This window comes from Streptomyces coelicoflavus (genome assembly GCF_003112555.1).
GTDB classification, from domain to species: Bacteria; Actinomycetota; Actinomycetes; order Streptomycetales; family Streptomycetaceae; genus Streptomyces; species Streptomyces coelicoflavus.
In genome coordinates this window covers 112279-136314 of sequence record NZ_BEWB01000004.1, presented here as the reverse complement: position 1 = coordinate 136314, position 24036 = coordinate 112279, and the positions used below count along the sequence as shown (strand labels likewise).

At 74.5% G+C, this 24036-nt stretch carries 16 protein-coding genes; 7 read left to right on the top strand and 9 right to left on the bottom strand.

Annotation, left to right across the window (positions count from 1 at the left end):
• From Sco07f_RS09165 to Sco07f_RS09145, 5 genes are all read right to left on the bottom strand, one after another.
• Window positions 1-6909, bottom strand: a complete 6909-nt coding sequence (locus tag Sco07f_RS09165) for a type I polyketide synthase (RefSeq protein ID WP_244942013.1) — start codon at window positions 6907-6909, stop codon at window positions 1-3.
• Between the two features lie 27 nt (window positions 6910-6936).
• Window positions 6937-8535, bottom strand: coding sequence for an L-proline--[L-prolyl-carrier protein] ligase RedM (gene redM, locus Sco07f_RS09160; RefSeq protein ID WP_108987499.1), 1599 nt, complete (start codon window positions 8533-8535; stop codon window positions 6937-6939).
• A 113-nt stretch (window positions 8536-8648) separates the two neighbouring features.
• Window positions 8649-10559 carry an aminotransferase class I/II-fold pyridoxal phosphate-dependent enzyme gene (locus tag Sco07f_RS09155; protein ID WP_108987498.1) on the bottom strand — a complete coding sequence of 637 codons (1911 nt, stop codon included), beginning with the start codon at window positions 10557-10559 and terminating at the stop codon, window positions 8649-8651.
• The gene (locus tag Sco07f_RS09150) at window positions 10556-10819 is read right to left on the bottom strand and encodes an acyl carrier protein (protein ID WP_007442211.1); all 264 of its coding nucleotides are present in this window, start codon (window positions 10817-10819) and stop codon (window positions 10556-10558) included. Before Sco07f_RS09150 ends, Sco07f_RS09155 begins: the two co-directional genes overlap by 4 nt.
• 71 nt (window positions 10820-10890) lie before the next feature.
• Window positions 10891-11898, bottom strand: a complete 1008-nt coding sequence (locus Sco07f_RS09145; RefSeq protein WP_108987497.1) for a beta-ketoacyl-ACP synthase III — start codon at window positions 11896-11898, stop codon at window positions 10891-10893.
• A gap of 369 nt (window positions 11899-12267) precedes the next feature.
• On the opposite strand from Sco07f_RS09145, the gene Sco07f_RS09140 reads away from it, so the two are divergent.
• The 7 genes from Sco07f_RS09140 to Sco07f_RS09110 all read left to right on the top strand — a co-directional run bounded on the left by Sco07f_RS09140 (window position 12268) and on the right by Sco07f_RS09110 (window position 18067).
• Window positions 12268-12513: an acyl carrier protein gene (locus Sco07f_RS09140; RefSeq protein ID WP_007445088.1), complete on the top strand. Its 246-nt coding sequence runs from the start codon at window positions 12268-12270 to the stop codon at window positions 12511-12513.
• On the top strand, window positions 12510-13733 hold the full coding sequence (locus Sco07f_RS09135; RefSeq protein ID WP_007445087.1) for a beta-ketoacyl-[acyl-carrier-protein] synthase family protein: 1224 nt from the start codon (window positions 12510-12512) through the stop codon (window positions 13731-13733). The genes Sco07f_RS09140 and Sco07f_RS09135 overlap by 4 nt, the downstream gene beginning before the upstream one ends.
• Window positions 13734-13839: 106 nt before the next feature.
• On the top strand, window positions 13840-14280 hold the full coding sequence (locus Sco07f_RS09130; RefSeq protein WP_108987496.1) for a DUF6041 domain-containing protein: 441 nt from the start codon (window positions 13840-13842) through the stop codon (window positions 14278-14280).
• 7 nt (window positions 14281-14287) lie between these two features.
• A complete protein-coding gene (locus Sco07f_RS09125) occupies window positions 14288-15178 on the top strand; it encodes a DUF6206 family protein (RefSeq protein ID WP_108987495.1) in 891 nt (296 codons plus the stop codon).
• Window positions 15165-15962, top strand: a complete 798-nt coding sequence (locus Sco07f_RS09120; RefSeq protein WP_007445084.1) for a 4'-phosphopantetheinyl transferase family protein — start codon at window positions 15165-15167, stop codon at window positions 15960-15962. The genes Sco07f_RS09125 and Sco07f_RS09120 overlap by 14 nt, the downstream gene beginning before the upstream one ends.
• 25 nt (window positions 15963-15987) lie before the next feature.
• The gene (locus tag Sco07f_RS09115; protein ID WP_108987494.1) at window positions 15988-17160 is read left to right on the top strand and encodes a nitroreductase family protein; all 1173 of its coding nucleotides are present in this window, start codon (window positions 15988-15990) and stop codon (window positions 17158-17160) included.
• Window positions 17161-17464: 304 nt separating this feature from the next.
• Window positions 17465-18067, top strand: a complete 603-nt coding sequence (locus Sco07f_RS09110; protein ID WP_244942012.1) for a response regulator transcription factor — start codon at window positions 17465-17467, stop codon at window positions 18065-18067.
• A gap of 76 nt (window positions 18068-18143) precedes the next feature.
• Here the strand turns inward: Sco07f_RS09110 and Sco07f_RS09105 are convergent, their stop codons facing one another.
• The 4 genes from Sco07f_RS09105 to Sco07f_RS09090 are packed head-to-tail and all read right to left on the bottom strand — an operon-like array spanning window position 18144 to window position 23547.
• A complete protein-coding gene (locus tag Sco07f_RS09105) occupies window positions 18144-18464 on the bottom strand; it encodes a RedY/HapK family protein (RefSeq protein ID WP_108987493.1) in 321 nt (106 codons plus the stop codon).
• Between the two features lie 25 nt (window positions 18465-18489).
• Complete coding sequence (redW, locus tag Sco07f_RS09100) at window positions 18490-19665, bottom strand: L-prolyl-[peptidyl-carrier protein] dehydrogenase (RefSeq protein WP_108987492.1); 1176 nt, start codon at window positions 19663-19665, stop codon at window positions 18490-18492.
• Entirely contained in the window at window positions 19662-22700 is a 3039-nt protein-coding gene (locus Sco07f_RS09095) for a beta-ketoacyl [acyl carrier protein] synthase domain-containing protein (RefSeq protein WP_280524561.1), read from the bottom strand. Before Sco07f_RS09095 ends, redW begins: the two co-directional genes overlap by 4 nt.
• A 49-nt stretch (window positions 22701-22749) precedes the next feature.
• The gene (locus tag Sco07f_RS09090) at window positions 22750-23547 is read right to left on the bottom strand and encodes an AfsR/SARP family transcriptional regulator (protein ID WP_239650154.1); all 798 of its coding nucleotides are present in this window, start codon (window positions 23545-23547) and stop codon (window positions 22750-22752) included.
• Window positions 23548-24036: the final 489 nt, after the last annotated feature.

Below are 24036 nucleotides of genomic sequence, written 5' to 3'. Positions count from 1 at the left end.
TCACACCAGGAGGTCGAGGGAGTGTTCGAGGTCTGCTTCGCTGTGGTCCGCGTTGATGAAGAAACGGAGCCGGCACTGGTCGCGCGGGACGGCGGGGTAGCCGATCGGCATGACGTTGACGCCGCGCTCGAGGAGCGAGTTGGAGAGCGCCATCGTCTTCTCCCAGTCGCCGGTGATCACGGGGATCACCGCGGAGAGGCGGGAGACGCCGACGTCGAGACCGCGGGCGCGGGCGCCGGCCCGGAAGAACTCGGCCAGCTCCTGCACCCGTGCGACCCGCTCGGGCTCGTCCTGGACGACGCGCAGCGCCTCCAGCGCGGCGGCGGCGTTCGCCGGGGAGATGCCGGTGGAGAAGATGTGCAGCGGCGCGGTGAACTTGAGGTACTCGATGATCGGGCGGCGGGCCGCGATGTAGCCGCCGAGGCTGCCCAGCGCCTTGCTGAGGGTGCCCATCCACAGGTCGACGTCGGCCGGGTCGGTGCCGTAGTGCTCGCCCACGCCGCGGCCGGTGCGGCCCAGGACGCCGATGGAGTGCGCCTCGTCGATCATCAGCATCGCGCCGTGCCGCTTCTTGACCTCGATGAAACGCGGCAGGTCGGGGATGTCGCCGTCCTGGCTGTAGGCGCCCTCGATGACGACCAGCGCCCGGCGGTGCGAGGCCCGCGCGCCGGCCAGGATGCGGTCGAGCGCGGCCCAGTCGTTGTGCGGGAAGGACCGGCGCCGGGCGCCGGAGAGGATGCAGCCGCGCACGGTGCTGTCGTGGATCCAGGCGTCGTGCACGACCAGGTCCTCCGGGCCGAACAGGTGGCCGACGGTGGCGACGTTGGTGGCGTGGCCGCCGGAGAACACGATGGCCGCCTCGGCGCCGACGAACCCGGCGATCTCCGCCTCGAGTTCGTGGTGCAGCGGGGTCTCGCCGAACAGGAGCGGGGTGGCGGAGGCCGAGGTGCCGTAGCGGTCCACGGCGTCCTTGGCGGCCTGGCGCACCCGCGGGTGGTGGGAGAGCGCGAGGTAGTTGAAGGCGGCGAAGTTGACGACCTTGGTGCCGTCGACCGTGGCGAGCGCGGAGTTGAAGCCCTCGTGGGTGCGTCCGTAGGGGTTCGAGCCGCTGGACTCGGTCTGCCGGAGCCTGCCCTGGAGTTCGGCGTACTCCGCCCAGTCCTCGAAGGCGCGCTCCTGCCGGACGGGGGCGGCGGGTACCGGGGCCGGGTCGGGGGCGGCGGGCACGGCCGGTACGGGGGCGGGGGCAGCCGGCACGGGGGCGGGGCCAGCCGGTACGGCGGTGGGGGCAGCCTGGGCCGGGAACGCCTGCGGCGGGTACGGCTGGGGGACGTAGTAGGCGTACGCCGGGGCGCCGTGCGGCGGGTAGCCGTACGGGTACGGGTACGGCACGCCGGGCTGCGGAACCGGGGCGGCGACGGCGTAGCCGTGGGGCGGGGCCGGGAACGCGCCGTAGGGGCCGTACTGCGGGGCCGGGGCGGGCGGTACCGCCGCTGCGGCCGCGGGACGGGCCGCCGGTGCGCCCGCGTCGGTGTGGGCACCGACGGTGTGGGCGCCGTCGGTGTCCGCGCCGTCGCGGTCGTCGCCGGGGGAGAGCCGGCCGATGATGTCCTGCACCGTGGGGTCCTCCGGCAAGTCCTGGAAGCTGTGGATGCGTTGGGGGAAACGGGCGGTGAGCCGGCGGTGGAGGTCGGTCCGCATCAGCGAGTCGAACCCCAGGTCGAGGCCCAGCCGGGCGTGCACCGGCAGATCGGCCACGGGGAATCCGCAGACGCGGGCGACGGTGTCGAGCACGGTGCGGGAGACCTCGCCCGCCGGGTCCGGCAGGGCCGTGCCCGTCGCCGTGGGCTGGGGCGGCATGGGATCGCCTTCCTGGTGGGGAGTGGGGGCCTGGAACCGGTAGGTCCGGCGCTCGAAGGGCGTGTGCGGCAGCGGGACCCGGGCGGGCGGGCGCTCGCCGTCCAGGGCGGACCAGTCCACGGTTCCGCCGGCGCAGTGGTGGGCGCCGAGCGACCGGAGCAGCGTGCGCCGGTCGGGGGCGCCGCGGCGCAGCGAGGGCAGCCACAGTGTCGGGCGCGCGTCGCCCGCCGGGGCGTCGGCGACGGCGGAGCGGCCGAGGTTCAGCAGGGTCGGGTGCGGGCCGATCTCGACGAAGGCGTCGCAGAACGGCCCGTGCTCTGCGTCCCGGTCGCGCAGGCGGGCGAAGCCCTCGGCGAAGCGCACGGTGCCGAGCAGGTGCCGGACCCAGTACTCCGCGTCCACCCGCTCCACGGGTTCACCCGTGGCGTCGGAGATCCAGGGGACGCGCGGGGCGTGGAACTCGACGGCGCGGGCGGCCTCGAGCAGCGGTTCGGCGGCGCCGGCCATCAGCGGCGAGTGGAAGGCGTGCGAGACGGCGAGCGGCCGTACGGTGACGCCCTCGCGCTCGAGGTCCCCGCGCAGCTCCGCGATCCGGTCCGCCGGGCCGGACAGCACCAGGTGCCGGGGCGCGTTGACGGCGGCGAGGGCCACCCGGCCGTGACCGGCCGCGGCGCCGCGCACCGTGTCGGGGTCGCCGACGCAGGCGATCATCGCGCCCTCGCCGGGCTGTTCGTCCATGGCCCGTCCGCGGACGACGGCGAGCGTGAGGGCGTCCTCCAGGGAGAGGACGCCGGCGACGCACGCGGCGGCGAGGGCGCCGACGCTGTGCCCGAGCACGGCGGCCGGGCGTACTCCGCAGCTCTCCCACAGGTCGGCGAGGGCGACTTCGAGGGCGACCAGGGCGGGCTGGCAGTAGCGGGTGCGGGCCAGGTCCTCGGCGTGCTCCGGGTCGAAGAGCAGGTCGAGCAGCGGGATCTCGCCCAGGCCGCGCAGCACCTCGTCGGCGCGCCGCAGGGTGCGGGCGAAGACGGGGTGGGCGTCGTACAGTTCGCGGCCCATGCCCGGGTACTGGGTGCCCTGGCCGCCGAAGAGGAAGGCGACGGTGGGTGCGCCGCCGTGCGCCGGTCCGCCGCGGGCCACGTCGAGGGCGGGCTCGTTGCGGGTCAACGCACCAAGAGCGGCGTCCAGTTCGGCCGGGGTTCCGGCGGTGAGGACGGCACGGTGGGGCAGGTGGGAGCGGCCCGTGTTGGCGGAGCGGCACAGTGCGGCGAGCGACGCGCCGGGGTGGGCCGCGAGGTGGGTGCGGTACCGGCCGGCCAGGGTGGTCAGGGCGGTCTCGGTGTGCGCGGACAGGGACAGGGCGTGCACCGCACCGTCGGGGGCGCCGGACTGGCCGGCGGGCGCCGGGGGTTCGGGAGCGGACTCGACGATCACGTGGGCGTTGGTGCCGCCGAAGCCGAAGGAGCTGACGCCGGCGCGGACCGTGCCGTCGGCGGGCAGCACGCGCCGGGCGGTGGGCACGGCCAGGCCCGAACCCGTCCAGTCCAGGTGCCGGTTGGGCGTGGTCAGGTGCAGCAGCGGCGGTACGTCCCGCTGCCGCACCACGAGCACCGCCTTGATCAGCCCGGCGATGCCGGCGGCCGCCTCCAGGTGGCCGATGCCGGTCTTGACGGAGCCGACCAGGCAGGGCGCGTCGGCGGGGCGGCCCCGGCCGTAGACGCCGGCCAGCGCCTCCCATTCGACGGGGTCGCCGAGGGCGGTGCCGGTGCCGTGCGCCTCGACGAAGTCGATCTGTCCGGGCTCGACGCCGGCCCGCTCCAGCGCCCCGGCCATCACGGCACGCTGGGCGCTGGTGCGGGGCGCGGTCAGGCCGTTGGCGCGGCCGCCGTGGCCGAGCGCGGAGCCGGTGAGCACGGCGTGCACGCGGTCGCCGTCGGCCAGCGCGGCGGACAGCGGCTTGAGGCACACCAGGCCCGCGCCCTCGCCGCGCACGTAGCCGTCGGCGCCGTCGTCGAAGGTGCGGCAGCGTCCGCCGGGGCCGAGCATCCCGCCGCGGGCGAGCGCCGCCGGGAGCCCCGGCGTCAGCATCAGGTTGACGCCGCCCGCGAGGGCGACGCCGCACTCGCCGTCCCGCAGGCTGCGCAGGGCCGTGTGGACGGCGGCGAGCGAGGAGGAGCAGGCGGTGTCGAGGGCGAGGCTCGGCCCGTTCAGGTCGAAGAAGTACGAGAGCCGGCCCGCCGCGACGGACTGGGCGTTGCCGGTGGCCGAGTGCATGTCGACGACGTCGGGGTGGGGCATCTGGAGGTCGGCGTAGTCGTGTCCGCTGACCCCGACGAAGACGCCGGTGTCGGAGCCCGCCAGGGAGGAGGGTGCGATGCCGGCGTCCTCCAGGGTCTGCCAGGCGACCTCGAGGAGCAGCCGCTGCTGCGGGTCCATGCGTTCGGCCTCGCGGGCGGAGATGCCGAAGAAGCGGGCGTCGAAGTCGTAGACGTGGTCCAGGAACCCGCCCGGACGTCCGTCGGGTCCCGCGACGCCGGCCGCCCGGTCGGCGGGGGCCTCGCCCACGGCGTCCCGGCCGTCGCGCAGCAGCCGCCAGTAGCTGTCGGCGTCGGGGGCGCCGGGGAAGCGGCAGCCGATGCCGACCACGGCGACGGGCTCGTCGGCGGGGGTCCGGCGGGCGGGGCCGTGCGGGAGCGGGTGCGGGAGCGGGGTGCCGTCGGTGCCGGGGTGCGGGACGTGGGTCCCGCCGCCGGTCGTCGCGTCGGCGGTGACGTGCGCCGCCAGGGACTCGACGGTCGGGTGGTCGTAGACGGTGGCCGGGGTGACGGGCGTGCCGAGCCAGTCGCCGAACCGGGCGGCGAGGGCCACGGCCTGCTTGGAGTCCAGGCCCAGTGAGGTGAAGGGCACCGTCGGGTCGATCACCGAGGGGCGCAGGCCCAGCCGGGCGGCGACGGCACGCCGCAGCCAGGTCGCGGCCTCCGTCCGCGTCCGCCCCGGCGCGGGTGCGGGTGCGGCGTCGGCGAGCGCCGTCCGGCACAGTTCGGCCAGGGCGTCGGCGCCGTCCGGATCGGGGCCGGCCAGGAGTGCGCCGACGTCGAGGGGGACGCCGAGCCCGTCCGCCAGCCGTTCCACGACGGTCAGCAGCCGCGGGTAGCGCGGGGTTCCCTCGGCGGCGTCGGAGGCGGCGAGGGCGTCGGCGACGAGGGCGGCCGTACGGTCCCGGGTGCCGGGGACGGCGTCGTGCGGCCGGGTGCCGTCCGGTGGTGTGCCGTCCTGCACGACGCTCGCGGCCACCACGGGCAGTTCGAGGTCGAGCAGCTGCTGCCGGCAGGCGCTGCGCTGGATCTTGCCGCTGGTGGTGCGCGGCACCGAGGAGCGCCTGAGCAGCACGACGGTGTGCGGCGTCACCCGGTGCTCGTCGGCGATGGCGGTGCGCAGGCGGGCCAGCAGGGCGTACGGGTCACCGGCGCCCGGCCCGCCGATCTCGTAGGCGAGCGCCAGTTGTTCGCCGTCCGCGGTGGGAATGCCGAACGCGGCCCCGTGCCCGGCACGCAGGCCCGCGCCGACGCGTTCGGCCGTCTGCTCCACGTCCTGCGGGTGGATGTTGCGGCCCTGGACGATGATCACGTCCTTGGTCCTGCCGACGACGAAGAGCTGGCCGTCGTGGCGGAACCCCAGGTCCCCGGTGCGCAGCCACGCGGCGTCGGGTCCGTCCTCGACGCGGGCGCCGAAGACGTCCGCACCGGCCTCGGGGCGCTTCCAGTAGCCGCGGGCGACGTTCGGTCCGGCCACCCGGATCTCGGCGACGGTGCCGTCGGGGACCCGGCGGCCGGTGGCGGCGTCGACCAGTGCGACCTCGACGTCGGCGACGGGGGCTCCGCAGCCGACGACGCGGGTGGTGCGTGCGCCGCCCGGTTCCGCCCGGCGCGCGGTGCCCGCCTCCAGGGCCGCCGCGTCGAAGGACTCCACCACCGGCGCCTCGTCCGGTTGGGCGCCGGTGACCATGAGGGTCGCCTCGGCGAGGCCGTAGCAGGGCAGCAGCGCGGTGCGGTCGAAGCCGGCCGGCGCGAAGTACTCGGCGAACCGGTCGAGGGTGTCGGGGCGGATCGGCTCGGCCCCGTTCAGGGCGAGGCGCCAGCGGCCGAGGTCCAGGCCGGCCCGCTGTTCGGGGCTGATCCGGCGCAGGCACTGCTCGAAGCCGAAGTTCGGCGCGACGCTGGTGGAGGCACCCGTGCGGGAGAGGGTCTCCAGCCACAGCAGCGGGCGCCGCACGAAGGTCGCCGGGGCCATGAGGTGCGCGGGGAAACCCCCGTACACCGGGGTGAGGATGCCGCCGATGAGGCCCATGTCGTGGTACGGCGGCAGCCAGGACACCATGCCGGAGCCGGCGTCGTGGCCGAGCCTGAGGTGGATGGAGCGCAGGTTGCGCACCAGGTTGCCGTGCTCGACCATCACGCCCTTGGGCGCGGCGGTGGAACCGGAGGTGTACTGGAGGAAGGCCAGGGAGTCCGCCGTGCGGCCGGGGTCCTGCCAGGGGGCGCTGGAGTCGCCGGTGTAGAGGTCCTCGGTCACCAGCCAGCGCACGCCGTCGAGTTCGGTGCCGACGTGGCCGGTGCCGCGGGCGGCGACCGCCTCGCGGACCTTGCCGGTGGTGAGGGCGTGGGTCGCGCCGGAGTCGCGGGCGATGGCGGCGAGGCGGGGCACCGTCTGCCCGAACCGGGCGTTGTCCGGCGGGTAGGCGGGGACGGCCACCGCGCCCGCGTACAGGCAGCCGAAGAACGCGGCGAGGTAGTCGAGGCCCGGCGGGTGCAGCAGCAGCACCGGGCCCTCCCCCACCCCGGCGCGCCGCAGGTGTGCGGCCACCTCGCGGGCGTGCAGGTCGAGTTCGCGGTAGGTCCAGGCGACGGAGGTGCCGTCGCCGTCGGTGAGGAAGCGGTGGGCGAGGGCGTCCGGGGTGTGCTCCGCCCGGTGCCGCAGCAGGGCGGTGACGGTCTCCGGTTCGGGTCCCTGCCAGTGCGCGCGTATCTGCTCCGCCGGCCCGTGACTCACGTTCTTCTCCATGGATCGCCGGGCCACTCAGCGGGCCGTTCCGAGCGGCGCCGCGGCGCGGGGGGCCGCGTCGACGCCGAGTCGGCGGTAGTCGGTCTTGCCGTTGGGGTTGAGGGGCATCTCGTCCAGGTGGACGGCGGTGTGCGGGACCATGTAGGTCGGCAGGTGCCGGGCGCAGTGCTGCTTGAGCTGCACCAGGCCGATCCGGTCGGCGCCCTCGCGCAGGGTGTAGTAGAGCCGCAGCCGGGCCCGGGGGCCGGAGCCGTCGACCAGGACGGCGGCGTCCGCGATGCCGGGGTGGCGCAGCGCCGCCGCCTCGATCTCGCCCAGCTCGACGCGGTAGCCGGAGAGCTTCACCATGCGGTCCTTGCGCCCGCGGTAGACGAGCCGGCCGTCCTCCTCGTAGCTGACCAGGTCGCCGGTGGGGTGCACGCCCCGGCAGTGGGCGGCGGAGACGGGGTCCTCGGCGCGCCGCCAGTAGCCGGGGGTCACGCACACGCCGGACACGTGGAGTTCGCCGATGGCGCCGGGCTCGCGGACGGTGCGTCCGGCGTCGTCGACGACCGTGGTGCCGGCGCCGGGGATCGGCAGGCCGATCGGCACCGGCGTGGCCCGGTGCAGGTCCTCGGGGCGGACCCGGTGGTAGGTGCAGACGTTGGTCTCGGTGGGGCCGTAGAGGTTGTACAGGGGGGTGCCGGCGGGGAGCAGTTCGCTCAGCGCGCGCAGGTGCGGGACGGGGAAGACCTCGCCGGCGAAGAGGACGTGGCGCAGGCTCGCGGCGTGCTCGGGGGTGAGCGCGGCGGAGGCGGTCAGCAGGTGCAGGACCGACGGTACGGAGTACCAGACGGTGACCCGGTGCCGGCGGATGCCCTCGGCCAGGGCGGTCACGTCCTTGGTCGCCGCGTCGGGGACGATCCACAGCGCGGCGCCGCAGGACAGCGCGGTGAACAGGTCGAAGGTGCTGAGGTCGAAGTTGAAGGAGGCGTGGCCCGCGAACACGTCGTCGGGGCCGACGTCCAGTTCGTCGCGGGCCCACGCCACGAAGTTGGCCAGTGAGCCGTGCGAGATCTGCACTCCCTTGGGCGTGCCGGTGGACCCCGAGGTGTAGAGGAGGGCGGCGAGGTCGCCGGGGGTGAGGGAGGGCAGCAGGGTGACACCGCCCGCGCGGCCCCTCTCCCAGCTCTCCCAGGGGGCGACCGGGGTGCCGCCCACGGCGTCGGGCAGCCGGTCGCCGACGGCCACGACCGTGGTGACGGAGGCCGGCAGGTCGTCGTCCCCGAGCAGGGCGGCGTGGTGCGCGTCGGTGAACAGGACGACGGGTTCGGCGTCCGCCAGGATGGTCCGCACCCTGCTCACCGGCTGGCCGCCGTCCAGGGGGACGTAGGCGCAGCCGGCCTCCAGGGCGGCGACGATCGCCTCGGCGTAGCGCGGCTGCTTGTCCATCCAGACCGCGACGCGGTCGCCGACGCGCGCCCCGAGGCTGAGCAGGTGGGCGGCCACGGCCTCGACCCGGGCGGTGAACTCGCCGTACGTCAGGGGGTCGGAGCCGACGAAGGCGGGCCGGGCCGCGTGCTGTGTGGACGCGTCCTGGGGCAGGCGTATCACGGAGGGAGTGGTGGCGCTCATGGCGTGGGGCCCTTCTCCTTGACGTGCGTGGGTGGCTCGAGGGCCAGGCCCGGCCCGGCAGGGAGGGGGCCTGCCGGGCGGGGCCGGGCGTACGGGGCGGACGGAGACGGCCGCTACGGGGTGGGCAGCACCCCGGTCTCGCGGGCCGCGTCGACGAAGATCTCGGCGGCCAGGTCCAGGTCCTGCGGGGTGTGTTCGCAGGTGACGCTGACCCGCAGCCGGGCGTCGCCGAGGGGCACACCGGGGTAGACGACGGTCTGGCAGAACAGGCCGCGGGCGCGCACCGCCCGGCCCATCTCCATCGCGCGGCGTTCGTCGCCGATGACGATGGGCAGGATCGCGCTCTCGGAGTGCTCCAGGTCGAACCCGGCCTCCAGCAGCCGGCCGCGCAGCGTGCCGATGTTGGTCCACAGCCGCTTGAGGCGTTCGGGCTCGGCCTCGATGACGTCGATGGCGGCGATCAGCCCGGCGGCGACCCCGGCGGGGATGTTCGCGGCGAAGACGTAGGAGTTGGAGTAGTAGCGCAGGTACTCGACGACCTCCTCCTCGCCGACGACGAACCCGCCCATGCCGGCCAGGGTCTTGCTCATGGTGCCCAGTTCCAGGTCGACCTCGCCCTTGAGGCCGAAGTGCTCGGCGGTGCCGGAGCCGCGGACGCCGAGGACGCCGGTGGAGTGGGCGTCGTCGATCATGACGCGGGCGTCGTACTCCTTGGCCAGGCGGACGATCTCGGGCAGGTCGCACACGTCGCCGTGCATGCTGAAGACGCCGTCCGCGACGATCAGCCTGCCGCCGGTGCCCTCCGCGGCGCTGCGGCTGAGGATCCGCTCCAGGTCGGCCATGTCGTTGTGCCGGTAGATCTTGCGCACCGCCCCGGAGAGCCGGGCTCCGTCGACGATGCTCATGTGGTTGAGGCGGTCGACGACGAGGGTGTCGTAGCTCTTGACCAGGGCCGAGATGGCGCCGAGGTTCGCGGAGTAGCCGCCGGGATAGACGATGCAGGCGGGCCGCTGCTTGAAGGCGGCCAGCCGGCGCTCCAGTTCCTTGTGCAGCATGTTGGTGCCGCCGATGAACCGGGAGCCGGTGTGGGTGGCGCCGTAGGTGCGGGTGGCGTCGACGACGGCCTCGATCACGCCGGGGTGGTTGGCGAGGCCGAGGTAGTTGTTGGAGGCGAACATGAGGAACTCGCGTTTGCGGCCCTCCAGTTCGTCGAAGATGACAGCGCGGTTGCCGCACTTGGAGTGCAGCGGCATGCCGTACCAGTACAGGCGGTCCTTCTCGCGGGAGCGCAGGTAGCCGGCGAAGCTGCGGGTCTTGGCGAACAGGTCGGGGTCGCGCTGCTCGGTGAAGTCCTTCATCGAGCGGTGGTCCCAGCCGTCCGGGTCGGGTCCGGGTGCCGAGCCGGGGGCCCGCCGCGGCTCGGGCGTGTCCGTGCCCGCGCCGCCGGCCGCCTCCGCGCCCGTGGCCGTGTTCCGGACGGCCGGGTCGCAGGCGCGCAGTGCGTCGGCCAGGGCGCGCAGGGTCGTGGCGCCGGCGAGGTCCGGGGCCGGCCCGGTGAGGCCGAGCCGCTCGGTGGCCTCGGCGACGACGGAGGTCAGGACGACCGAGTCGACGCCCAGCTCGCCCTCCAGGTCGGCGTCGAGGTCGAGTTGGTGCCGCTGGTACTGGGTCTGCCGCATGGCGGCGGCGACCACGGCCTCGGTGACGGGGTCGGCGGCCCCGGCGTCGGTGGCGGCGGGGGCGGGTGCGCCGGATCCCGCGTCGGCTGCCAGCGCGGCGCGCACGGCGTCGACGAGTTCGCCGATGGTGGCCGGACCGGCGGGCAGTTCGGCGGACAGGGCGAAGTGCTCGCGGACGGAGAGCAGGACGGACTCCATGATGACGGAGTCGATGCCGAGGTCGGCCTCGAAGTGGCTCTCCGGCCGGAGGTGACCGACGTCGTACAGGGTGCGGGCGGCGATGACCTCCACGACGCCGTCGTGGACCCGCGCGGTGTCCGGGTGGGTGCTCACGGGGTTCGTCATGCGGCGCCGCCCCCCGCGTTGTCCCGGAGCCGGTCGACCAGGGCGCAGATCGCGTTGACGGACCTGAAGTTCTGCGGGGTGACCTCCGGCAGGGGCACCGTGACGCGGAACTCGCCCTGCAAGTAGTGGACGAGGTCGAAGATGGCGGCGGAGTCGATGATGTTGAGCTCCGCGATGGGGGTGTCCGGCTCCAGGCCTTCGGCGTCGCCGCCCATCCAGGCGTCGGCGATGTAGTCGGTGATCAGTTTCCGAGGAGTCATGGTCGTCCTTGGTTCATCGGTCGTCTGCACGCGCCGGGACCGGACCCCGCTCCGGGGCCGGCCCGCCGCCCTCAGACCGGATCGATGGCGGGCCAGGTCAGGGCGGCGGCACCCCAGGTGAGTCCGCCGCCGAACGCGGTGAGCAGGACCCGGTCGCCGGGCCGGAAGGTGCCCCGGGCGTGCGCGTGGTCGAGCGCGAGCGGGATGGAGGCGGCCGCCGTGTTGCCCACCTCGGCGATGTTGCCGACGCTGCGCCCCCGGGGAATGCCGATCTCGTCGGCCAGTCGTGCGGTGATGCGGTGGTTGGCCTGGTGGCTGACCAGCCAGTCCACGTCCTCCACCCGCCAGCCGGCCCGGTCGAGCACGCTCGCCGCGCACTCCCCCATGCGCTGGACGGCGAGCCAGAAGACCCGCTTGCCCTCCATGGTGAAGTAGCGGTCGGCGGAGTCGGCCGGTGCCGCCTCGCCCGGCCGCGGCGGGCCGCCGGCCGGCACGGTGATCAGGTCCACGCCGGTGCCGTCGCTGCCCAGCCGCAGCGGACCGAGGGCGCCGGTCTCGTCCGCCTCGCCGGCGCGCAGCACGACGGCGCCCGCGCCGTCACCGAAGATCACCGAGGTGGACCGGTCCGCGGGGTTGAGGATGCGGGAGAACGTCTCCGCGCCGACGACGAGGACCCGTTCCGCGGCACCGGAGGCGATCAGACCGGACCCCGCGGCGAGCCCGTAGAGGAATCCGGAGCACACCGCGGCCACGTCGAACGCCGTGATCGGGCCGGTCCCCAGCCGGGCGGCCACCGTCGGCGCGGTCGCCGGGCAGGGCCGGTCCGGGGTGGTGGTGGCCACGACGACCGCGTCGACCGCGTCCGGGGTCAGGCGCGCGGACTTCAGCGCCCGCTCGGCGGCGCCCACCGCCAGGTCGGAGGTGTGGGTGCCGTCCTCGGCGACGTAGCGCTGCGCGATTCCCGTGCGGGCCCGGATCCAGGCGTCCGAGGTGTCCATGGTCCGTTCCAGCTCGGCGTTGGTGACGCACCGGGACGGCAGACAGGAGCCGATGCCGGCCACCACGGACGCCCGGGTCACCGGACACCGCCCACGGAGCGGCTCCGGTGTGCGGGCTGCCGGGACGTGCGGCGGCGGAGACGGGAAACCACGTGTGTGCTCCTCGCGTGATGGACGGTTTAGCGGCCGGCGGGTGCGGGGAGTAACTCGGGCACCCCGGCCGCCCCGAGTCTGGCCGGGGCACCTGACCGGGCGCTGACGGCCGGCTGACCGCGGCTCCCGCCCGGCCGGCGCCGCCCGGGGGTCAGCGAGCCGTCAGCGGGCCGTCAGCGCGCCGTCCCAGACTTGCCGGAGCGTCGCATCGCCGCCGCACCCGCCCCCGCAGCACCCCGTCGGCGGGCCGGGACGGCGTTCGGCGACCGATCCACCCAGGAAAGGCGGACCACACTGATGAGCACCACCTACGACAGGCTCGTTGATCTGCTGGTCGACGGTTTCGCGGTGGACCGCGCTGCGATCCGTCCGGACGTGACCTTCGAAGAGCTGGAGATGGACTCGCTGTTCCTCGTGGAACTGCTCCTCGTCATCCAGTCCGAGTTCGGTGTGAAGATCAGCGACGACGCCGCGGTCCCGACCGACACCATCGCCCACGCGGTGGCGCTGGTCGACAACGAGACGGCGGCCCCGGCGTCATGACCGACCGCTCCGTCGCCGTGACCGGGCTCGGTCTGGTGACCGCGGCCGGCCTGGGCACCGACGCCACCTGGGAAGGGGTGTTGCGCGGGGAGTCGGCGGGAGCCAGGGACGACCGGCTCGCCGGACTGCCCGTGGACATCGCCTGCGCGGTGCCGGGCCTGGTGCCGGCGCGCCACGTGGACCGGCGCAGCGTCCTGATCCACGACCGCTTCGTGCAGCTGGCCATCGTGGCCGCCCGGGAGGCCGTGGCCGACGCCGGCCTCGATCCGCGGACCTGGGACGGCGCCCGGGTGGGTGTCGTCGTGGGCTGCGGCCTGGGCGGCGTGTCGACGTGGGAGACGCAGCATCGGCGGTTGCTGGAGCGCGGTCCCGAGGCGGTCTCCGCGCTGCTGGTGCCGATGCTGGTGCCCAACATGGCGGCCGGGCACCTCGCGATGGATCTGCGGGCCCTCGGCCCCAACCTGGTGACCGCGACCGCCTGTGCCTCGGGCGGCACCGCGCTCGGCACCGCGGCCCGGCTGCTTCAGGACGGGACGTGCGACATCGTCGTGGCCGGCGGCAGCGAGGCCGGGGTCAGCCCGCTCATGGTCACGGGCTTCGCGCAGATGGGCGCGCTGTCCCGCAGGACCGAGGAACCGGCCGCGGCGTCCCGGCCCTTCGACGCGGACCGGGACGGCTTCGTGATCGGCGAGGGCAGCGGCATGCTCGTCCTGGAGCGGACCGCCGACGCCGAGGCGCGCGGGGCAACGGTCCGCGCCCGGCTCGTGGGTCACGGCGCGTCGGCCGACGCCCACCACGTCACCGCACCGGATCCCGAGGGCGCCGGCGCGCTGCGGGCGATGGAGGCGGCCCTGGGGCAGGCGGGCGTGAGCGGCCGCGACATCGACCACGTGAACGCGCACGGCACCTCGACCCCGCTCAACGACGCGGTGGAGGCCGCGGTGCTGGGCCGGCTGCTGGGCGACGGGGCGACCGTCACCTCGACCAAGGGTGTCCTCGGGCACACGCTGGGCGCCGCCGGTGCCATCGAGGCGGCGCTGACCGTGCTGTGCGTCGAACGGTCCACCGTCCCGCCGACGGCGAACCTGCGGCGGCAGGATCCCGCCGTCGAGCTGGACGTGGTCGCCGGCGCTCCGCGGGAGCAGAAGGTGGAGCTGGCGATGAGCAACTCCTTCGGCTTCGGCGGGCAGAACGCGGTCCTGGTCTTCGCCTCCCCGTGACGGCCGGGGCCACGCTCCCCCGGCCCGCAGCCTCCGAACCCCGAACCCCTCACGAGTGTCCCGCCGTTCGGGACGCCCCTCGTCAACCTCCGGAAGAAGCTGTCCCGTGACCGGAAGAAACCTGATCCTCCAGCGCGTCGTCGGCGCCCTCTACATCCTCGCGGGGATAGGCAAGTTCTTCCCGCAACTGGAGTCGGTGGAAGGGCGCCTCGACGACGCCTCGGAAGCCAACGACGGAACCGTGATCTCCGGCCCCGTCGACTGGCTGGACCGGTACCCCACCGGCGTGATGTGGTTCGTCGCCGTCGCGATGGTCTCGGCCGGCCTCGCCCTGCTGTGGAACCGCCGGGGTCTCGTGATCGCCGCCCTCTACGGCCAGTTGCTGATGCTGGTGCTGTTCGTGGTGATCCTGGTGAGCAGTGTCCCCGAGATCCTGGTGATGGACGCCGCGTTCTTCGCCGCCGCGATCTACCTCCTGTACCGGTACCACACGTCGCCGGGCACGGATGCCGCCGCCCCGGCGGGCTCGGCCCCGGAAGCCCGGTGACCCGGCGATGACCTTCTCCGTTCCCTCCGACGCGCTGGACGTCCTCGAGGACGAGGTCACGCGGGCGCTGCGCACCACCGACGACCGGAACCTCACCATTCTCGGCTACGGGGAGGTGACGCTGGTGCTGCGGCTGGAGACCGACGCGGGCTCGTTCGCGTGCAAGCGGCTTCCGGTCTTCCCGTCCCGGGGGCGGCTGGACCGGCACTCGGCGCTGGTCGACGACTACATCACGCGGCTGGACAAGGGCGGCGTCACGGTCGCCGAGACCCGCATGTGGCACCGACCGCTGCCGGGCGGCCGGGCCGTCGCCTACTGCGTCCAGGAGGCGCTGCCCGAGGAGCGGCTGTGCTCGCGGCTGCTGCACACCTCCGGCGACGCGTGGTGCGAGGGGTTCTTCGAGCGGTTCCTGGACCGCGTCGAGGCGACCGTCACTCCCCGTCTGGGGCTCGACGGACAGGCCTCCAACTGGATCGAGGTCGACGGCGAGCTGGTCTACCTCGACGTGACCACCCCGCTCATGCGCGACGAGCGCGAGCGTGAACTCCTCGACGTGCCGCTGTTCTTCACCTCCCTGCCGTGGCTGCTGCGGGACCTGGTGCGGCTGGCGATGACCAAGTCGATCTTCGACAAGTTCTACACGCCGCGCGGAGTGGTCCTCGACTTCCTCGGCAACCTGCACAAGGAGCGCCTGGAACGGCTGGTCCCCCGCTTCGTCGAGCAGGCCAACGCCCGCCTGGATGAGCCGCTGGGCACCGGGGAGATCGCGGCCTACTACCGTGACGACGCGCGGATGTGGGAACTCATCCAGCGGCTGCGCCGGGCGGACCGCTTCGTCCACAACAGGGTTCTGCACCGCCCGTACCCCTTCCTGCTGCCCCGTCATGTCGCGCGGTGAGACCGCGGCGGTCCCGGAGGCGGACGGCCTCGCGGGCCAGGTGGTGCTCGACGTGTCCCGTCCGCTGCGCGTCACGCACCTCACGCCGGCGTCGCGGCGGCTCACCCTCGCCGTGGTGTCCATCGGCTGGCTGCGCGGGCAGGGTCCCGAGGCCCTCGCCGCGCTCCGGGAGCGGTATCTGACGCCGGCCGAGACGGAACAGGCGGCCTCGCTGCGCGCCCCGCGCCGGCGGCACGAGTGGCTGGCCGGCCGGCTCGCGCTCAAACACGCCGTCAGCGCGCACGGCCGACGGCACTGGGACTCGGCCCGGGAACCCCGCGCCGTCGAGGTGCGCACCGTGGTCGGGGGCATCCAGGCCGGCCGGCCGGTGGTGGACGCCCCCGTGGAGGTGGGTCTGACGCACTCGGGGGACTTCGCGCTCGCCGTGTGCGGACCGCATGCGATCGGCGTCGACCTGGAGCACGACCGGCCGATGCCGCCGACCCTGGCCAGAGTGCTCGACCTGGAGTGCGACCCGCGGGCGCCGTCGCCGCACGCCCGGCGGCTGGCGGCCATGCCGGCGGCGCTGCGCTGGACGTGCAAGGAGGCCGTGCTCAAGTACTACGGCTTCGGACTGCGGGTCGACGCCCGTGAGGTGGCGCTGACCGGGTGGCTGCCGGACGGCCGCTTCACCTGGCGGCCGGGGGGCGGGCTGCTGCGCCACGCCCCCACCGCCGAGACGCGGCGGCCGACGGGGTGGGCCGGCGCGGTCCACGGCCACCACCTGGCCCTCGTGGGGCGATGACCCCGGCCTTCGAAGAGGAGACGTCATGACGACCCGCAGGACGGACCGGACCGCCACGCCGGTGTCCACGTTCACCCAGGCGCTCGAGGCGGCGGCGGAACCGGCGGCGCTGAGCCCCTCCTCGCACAACTGCCAGCCGTGGGGCCTCGGCCGGGCCACGACCGGGACGGCGCGCCGGGCCGCGGCGGATCTGACCGGCGAGGACGCGGACGAGTACCTGGTCCTGGCCCTGGACCGCGGCCGGGAGCTGACGGCACTCGCCGCACACGCCGTGGAGATGGAGGTGAGCTGCGGCCTCTACTGGCGCATCCTGCTCCGCGGGCTGGCCGCCCAGGGCTGGACGACCACCGCGGCACGCGTCCTGGACGACGGCACGCCGTTGGGGGGCGGCGGCTCTCCGTTCGGTGCCGGGTGGCCGGCGGCGTGGACGCCGCTGTGCGTGGTGGCGCTGCGTCGCGGGGCGCCGGGCGGGGAACGGCTGGGCGACCTCCACGAGACCGCGCTCGCCCGCCGCACCCACCGTGGGCCCTACCGGCCGCAGCCGGTCCCGGCCGGGCTGCTGCGCGACCTGGCGGAAACCGACGCGGCGGAGGGCGGAGCAGACCCGGTCCACGTCCGGCACCTGACCGGACCGCGGGACCTGCGTGCGTTCGCGGCCTTCGTCGCGCGGCACGCCGGGCGCGACTTCGGGCATCGCGCCGCCTGGCGGGAGACCCACTCCTTCCTGCGCCGGGACCTCGCGGACGCGGCCGCGCGGGGGGACGGGTTCACGCCGGAGCAGCTCTTCGGCCCGATGTCCCGGCCGCGCCGGGCCGCGATGCGCTGCGCGCTGGCGCCGGTCACCATGAACCTGCTGGGCAAGGTCGGCTACCACCGGGTGCTGGCCGCCGGGCTCGCCGACCTCGTGCGCCGCACCCCGGCCGTGGTGACCATGGGCTTCGCCGGGCGGGCGCCCGGACGTGCGGACCTGCTCCGGGGCGGAGCCCGGCTGGCCGACTACTGGTGGCGGGCGACCCGGCACGGACTGTCCCTCCACCCCGTCAGCATCGTCATCCAGCACGAGGACCTGCGCGCCCGGCTGGAGCGGGAACTGTCCCTGCCCGGCCGCACCTTCTTCGTGAGCCGGGTCGGTGTGGCCGGCGCTCCCGCGCCGCGCTCCCACCGGCGCGCCGACGCCGCCGGACACGTGGCGTTCTGAGCCGGACCGGCACGGGACCAGCAGCATTCACACCATTCCCGACAAGATCTTCATCAGGGTGAAACAGCTTCGTACCAGGCTCTCACCCGGCTATCGCAAGCCACTCTCCAAGTACGCACATGCGTGCTACGTTTGGCGGCATGACGCATATCGGGGGAATGCCGAAGAAAGGCGTGTGCCACCGACCCGGCAACGCCGGGCCCGACCCGCGCCGCCCGTGCCATTCACATCCTTCCCGGCCGAAAGCTCACGTATGACAACCCGTGTCCTGGTGTGCTGCGACCGCGTCATCCTGGGCGAGGGAATGCGCGCACTGCTGGAGCGACACCAACTGAAGGTGCAGGTCGAGACCACCCTGCGCGGCTCGCTCAGCACCGCCACGGAGACCGGTCCCGACGTACTCATCGCCGTCGCGCCCCTGGTGACCGTGGATCACATCGACAAGCTCACGGAACTCGCCCGACTCGCCAAGACCATTCTGCTGACCAAACCGGAGAACACCCACCGCGCATTCGAGGCGCTGCGCGTGGGCGTACGCGCGGTATTGTCCGCGGAAACCTCGGTCGAAGAATTGGTGCACGTCATCAAAACCGTCACAGAAGTGAACGCCATTATCGCTCCCGAAGAGGCCCAGGAAGCCCTCACTCGCTATTGGCGGAGCAAGGCGCCGAAGAATCTGCGTCCGGAGCTGACACCTCGGGAAACAGAAGTGCTCGTCTTATTGACCCAGGGAAAGACGAACACCGAGATGGCCGGCGCCCTGTCCGTCTCGGCCACCACGGTCAGGTCCCACGTACACCGGGTCCTGCGCAAACTGGGTGCGGCGACCCGCGCACAGGCCGTCGCCATCGCCTACGAGTCGGGGCTCCTGGGCAGCTGCCCGGGCTACGGCTCCCCGTCCCGCTGAGAGCCCCGCGGGGCCGTACGGTTTCGTCGCCGTACGGCCCCTTCGTACTCCGTGCCGCGTTAGCGGACGGGTCACGTCAGGGCAGTGCCCGGTAGCCCGGTTCCACGCGTTCGCCGCTCATCTCCTCGACCACCGAGGCCATCGTGTCGAATGCGTCGGCCAAACCCTGAAAGGCCTCCGATTTCATGTCTTGGGAGAATGCGTCCAGTGCGCTCACCGAGATGATCTCGAAGTAGTGGAATGGAGCGTCCCGTTCCGTGCTCACCCGGTGCACGCCGAAGGCGCGCACGCTGGGCAGCCGGGGACAGGTCGCGTAGTCGGCGTCCCGGACCCAGGCCTCGAAGCGGGCCGGGTCCACTCCGTCGCGCAGACGGATTCGGTGGATGATGACGTCCATGTCTCGCAGCTCCCTGGCTGTGCGGTCAGCGGCGTGCCGCGGGACGCCGGCGCCCCAGGCCCAGCGCTCGCGCGACGTTGTTCTTCTGGATCTCATTGGTGCCGGAGAAGATCCGGGCGGGCAGCGCGTCCCGCAGCAGGGACTCGGCCTCCCCGTCCATCACCCCCAGCGCGCCTCTCAACTGGACGGCGTCCAGTCCGAGTTGCACGGCCGCCTCGCTGACCGCGATCTTCGCGAGGGCCGGGCCGATCTCGTCCGCCGTGCCGTCGGCCAGTGACCGCGCCGCGCGGTAGAGCAGCAGCCTGGCCCCCTCGTAGCGGCCCAGCATGTCGACGATGCGGTGGCTGACCGCCTGGAACTCCCCGATGGGCGTGCCGAACTGCTCCCGGTCCCGGGCGTGTTCCACCGTGGACTCCAGCACCCGGCGCATCGCTCCGAGGTAGGCCGCGAACAGGCAGGTGCGCTCCCACTTCATCGACCCGGTGAAGATGCTCGCCCCGGCGCCCTCCGCCCCCAGCACCGCTCCGGCCGGGACGGGACAGTCGTCGAAGTGGACGTCGGCCGTCGGGGAGCCGCGCAGCCCCACCTTGTCGTACGGCTGCCCGACCGTGAGCCCGGGGGTGGACGCCTCGACCAGGAAGGTGGTCAGCCCGAAGAAGCCGCCCCGCGGGTCGGTGGCGGCCTGCACCACGAACACGTCGGCCACCGGGGCGTTGGTGATGAAGCACTTGGCACCGTTGAGGACGTAGCCGCCGTCGACGGCCCGGGCGCGGGTGCGCAGATGCAGCGCGTCCGACCCGGCCTCCGGCTCGGTGATGGCGTGCGCGGCGATCCGCTCGCCGGAGCTGAGGGCCGGCAGCCATGCGCCGCGCTGCTCCTCGGTGCCGAACTCGACGATCGGCATGACGGCGGCGAACAGGTGCGCGGCGACCGAGAAGGCGAAGCCGGTGTCCGTGCAGCCGTACCCGAGCGCCTCCATGGTGGCGGCCGCGGCCACCGCGTCCAGCCCGCTGCCGCCGAACTCGCCCGGCACGGTGGTGCCCACCAGGCCCTGTTTGCCGGCCAGCCGCCAGCGCCGCCGGAAGTCCTCGGCGTCGGCGAAGCAACCGGGAGAGTCCAGCTCGCGCCGGGCGAAGCGCACGACCATGTCGCGCATCTCCGCCGTCTCGGCGTCGAACCCGGCCTCGAAATCGAAGTTCATCGCGTTGCGTCCGTGCCTTCCTCGAGGAGCAGGTGGTAGTTGATGCCGCCGGTTCCGAACGCGCTCACCGCGGCGCGCCGCGGCCGGTCGTGCCCCGCGGGCCAGGGCAGGGCCTCGGTCGCCACCCGCGCCGGTACGGCGGCCAGGGCGAGGTCGGGGCTGAGTTCGCTCAGGTTGACGCTGGGCGGCAGGGTGGCCCGCCGCAACGCCTGGAGGGTGCGCAGCAGTCCGGCCGCGCCGGCCGCCGCGAAGGTGTGGCCGAGGAACGACTTGGCGGACCCGATGTGCAGCGGCGCGCTGCGCCGGCCGGTGCCGTACACCTGTGCGGCGGCGGCGACCTCCACCCGGTCGCCCAGCCGGGTACCGGTGCCGTGGGCCTCCAGGTAGTCCACCTCGTCCGGGCCGAAGTCCACCTGGGCGAAGGCCTGCCGCACGGCCCGTGTCTGGCCGTCGACGTCCGGGGCGATCAGCGACTTCGCGTCGTTGGAGGCGCCGACCGCGCGGAGCACACCGAACACCGGGTCGCCGTCGCGGCGGGCGTCCGTCAGGCGTTTGAGCAGGAACAGCGCGCAGCCGTCGCCCGGGGTGAAGCCGTCGGCGGCCGCGTCGAAGGGGGTGATCCTGCTGTGCGACAGCAGGCCCAGCGCGGAGCAGAGCACCATGTCCCGGGCGTTGCAGGGCAGTTCGACGCCCCCGGCGACGGCGTAGTCGGCGGCGCCGGAGCGCAGCCGTCCCACGGCGACGTCGAGCGCCGCCAGCGAGGAGGCGCAGGCGGCCTCCACGGCCACCGGCACGGCGTCCAGGCGGTGTTCGTTGCCGATCAGGGCCGCGATGCCGCTGGCGACGCAGCCGTCCCAGGTGGTCGGCAGGTCGACCGGGCCGGGATCCGTGAACCGGTCGCGCACCAGCTTGGTCAGCGCCTCGACCTCGTCCGGCCCCAGTGCGCCGAGCGCGGCGAGGGAGCGGACGTCCGCCTCCAGGTCGTCGAGGCACAGGCCGGTGTGCAGCCGGCGTTCCCTGGACAGGCCCAGGTTGCTGCCGACGACGACGGTTCCGACGCCCTCGAGCGTGTGCGACGGGCGCCCGTGGCGGGCGAACATCTCGGTCGCCACGTGGAGTCCGAGGCGCTGGGCCGCGTCCATCGCGGCGTACCGGTGCGGCGGGATGCGCAGCCCGGGGGGCGGCGCCGACGGCACGGGGACGGGTGCGCCAAGGTCGGTGTAGCTGCGGCCGCGGGCGAGCGCGCCCGGGGCGTGGTAGAGGTCGCGGTCGAACGACTCGGGCGGCAGCGGCCCGATCCGGTCCCGCCCGGAGAGCATGGTCCGCCAGAAGCCGTCCGCGTCGGGCGAGTCGGCGAAGCGCCCGCCGAAACCGACGATCGCGACGGGCTCCCCGGCACCGCGCACCGACGACGCCGCACCGGCGCCGCCGTGTACGGACCGGCCGGCGCCGCCGCCCACCGACGAACCGGCGCCGCCGCGCCCGACGGCCGCGCCCCTGCCCTCGTCCTCCCCCTCGCCCTCTCGCTCGTCCTCCCGCTCGCCCTCGCCCTCGCCCGTGGGGCTCTCGGCGACCGGGGCACCCGTCGTGGCACCGGCCGAGGCACCCGCCGAGAGGCCGTCCGCCGGGTCGACGGGCGGCTCCGAAGCCCCGGCGGCGGCCGGTACGTGCTCTTCGAGCAGCACGTGACAGACCGTTCCGGTCAGCGAGGCGCCCAGCACCGCCGCCCGCCGGGGCGTGCCGTCCGCGGACGGCCGCCACGGCTCCGCCGCGCGCGGCACGCGAAACGGGCTGCCGTCCGCCGGACCGGCGGACGTGCCGGACCGTGCCGGGGGGACGGTGCGGTGGTGCAGGGCCAGTGCCGCCTTCGTGACACCGGCGAGCCCGGCGTTGGCGAAGGTGTGGCCGAGCCGGTCGCGCACGCTGCCGAGGGCGACCGAGTCGCGCGCCGCGCCGGTGTGGATCGCGGCGATCGCGTCCTGTTCGGCGCGCCCCACGGCGGCGGTGCCGTGCCCCGCGCATTCGACGAGGCCCACCGATCCCGGCGTGACGCCCGCGGTCCGGTGTGCGGCCTCGGCGGCGGCCCGGCGGTGCCCGGCCGACAGCGAGTAGCGGAAGGTGCCCGGCCGCGCCTCGTGCCGCAGCGCGCAGTCCAGTACCGACGCGTACACGCGGTCGCCGTCCCGCCGCGCGGTCGAACGGCGCTTGAGCAGCAGCGCCCCGAGCCCTTCGGCGAGTGCGGGGCCGTCCCCCGCCTCGTCCGGCCCGGCCGCGATCCCCTTCGCCGCGAGCGCCCGCCGCGCGAAGCGGCCCTCGTCGCGCTGCCCGACCACGACCAGGGCGGCGTCGGTCAGCCCGGCACGCAGGCTGTCCACGGCGTGCGCGAGGGCCCAGTACGAGGTGGCGTCCGCCGACTCGACGGCGAGGGTGCGTCCGCGCAGCTTGAAGGCGGACGCGATGCGCGCCGGGATCGTACTGGCCATCTCCCCCACCCGGTCGTGCGGTGAGGCACCGAGCCGGCGCGCCAGTACGTCGTTGAGTTCCCGCTCGGCGTCCCGCGGGTCGGTGCCGGTGTGCCGCCAGGGACCTTCGGCGAGGGTCTCCGCCAGGTCCCGGGCGTAGCGGGCGCCGTCGACGCGCAGCGCGTTGGCGTACTGCCGGTCCAGTCCGAGGCAGGTGCCGACGACGACGTCCGTGCGGCCCGGGAGGCCGCCGGGGCCCGTGGCGTCGTCGAGGCACTGGCGGGCCGCCTCCACCATGAGCAGTTGCAGGCGGGCCATGGAGGCCGCCTGGGCCGGCGGGATGCCGAACCGTGCGACGTCGACCTCGATGTCACCGAGACCGGCCGGTGCCGGTCCCGCGCCGGTGCCGGACGGCGGCGCGCCGGCGACCAGCAGCCGCCACAGCTCCTCGAGGCCGCGGGCCCGGGGGTAGAGGGCGGACATTCCGACGATGGCGATCGGTTCCGCGGGGCCCGGCGCCGCCGGTGTCGCCGGCACCGTGTCCCTTTCGTTGGGTGTTTCGTTGTCTGACAACGTCTCGTTCCTGTTCACGAGGGCGTCGGCCGCGGCCGGGGCGGGGCCGTCAGGCGGTGAGCAGGCTGGTGCCCGCCGGGGAGTAGGGCTCCCGCCACAGCGCGGACGGCACCTTCAGGACCGGATCCTGCGCGAGGATCTCGGCGTGCCGCCGGCGCAGCAGCGCGCCCGGCTGGACGCCCAGTTCCTCGTCGAGCCGTTTCCTGGCCAGGTGGTAGGACTCCAGGGCGTCGCCCTGGCGTCCGACCCGGTAGAGGGCGACCATCAGCAGCTCGCAGAACCGCTCGCGCAGCGGGTACTGCGCCACCAGCTGCTGGAGCATCGCGATCGCCTGGGCCTCTCCGCCGAGCAGGAGCATCGCGCTCACCAGGTCCTCCAGGGCCGTGAGCCGGCGTTCCTCGAACAGGGCCGCGGCACCCCGGCAGCGCCTTCCCTCTCCCGCGTCGATGAGGGCGGGGCCGCGCCACAGCCGCAGACCGGTCTCCAGCAGTTCGGCGGCGCGCGCGGGGTCGGCGGGGAGCAGGGACGCGCCCTGGGAGGCGAGCCGCAGGAAACGGTTGCCGTCCACGCATCGCGGGTCGATCTCGAGGAGGTAGCCGCCGAGCACGGAGCGCAGGAAGCCGCCGGCCCGCTCGGGGCAGGCCCGCTCGTTGATCACTTTCCGGGCCCGCGCGGCATGCGCCTGGAGGGCGTTGAGGACGTTGTCGGGCGGGGTCGCGCCCCAGAGTTCGTCCACCAGATCCGCGAGCGACACGGCGCGGCCGGCGTCGACGGCGAGCGTCGCCACCAGCGTGCGGACCTTGCCGGCCCGTATCCCGCCGCCGCTGTGCGACGTGTTGATCGACACGGGACCCAATATGTTGATTTCCACACATCCCCCGAAGTTGTACAGGCTGTGTCCTCGGTCCGAGGGGTCGGCCGCGCGGCGCCGGACGGCCCGGTGGGGCCGGGTCGCCGCGCGTGCTCCCCGCACTCCCGTGAGCGGACGGGGTGCCGGGTCCGGGCGGTCCTGACCGGCCCCCGGAGGGCCGCCGCCCGGTTTTTGGCTGGCTCGCAGCCAGTTTTCGAACCGGGGTCCATCGTGGCAAGCCCTCACCCACCCGTCATCCACCGAACGATCGGATTCCGGCCTCAACACACGCCCCGTGGAGGGGGACGCCACCGTCAAAGTGTTGAGGCGCGACCGCGCTCCGGTTCAACGGAACTGAACGACGCGAACGAACCACCCCGGCGGGGTCCGGCGGCGGCGGACCGGCATGATGGTGGCCTGCGGCCCTCAGCGGGGCCGCAGGTGTTTGCCCGTCGAGCCGAAAGAGGAAGATGAACGGGATGTTCA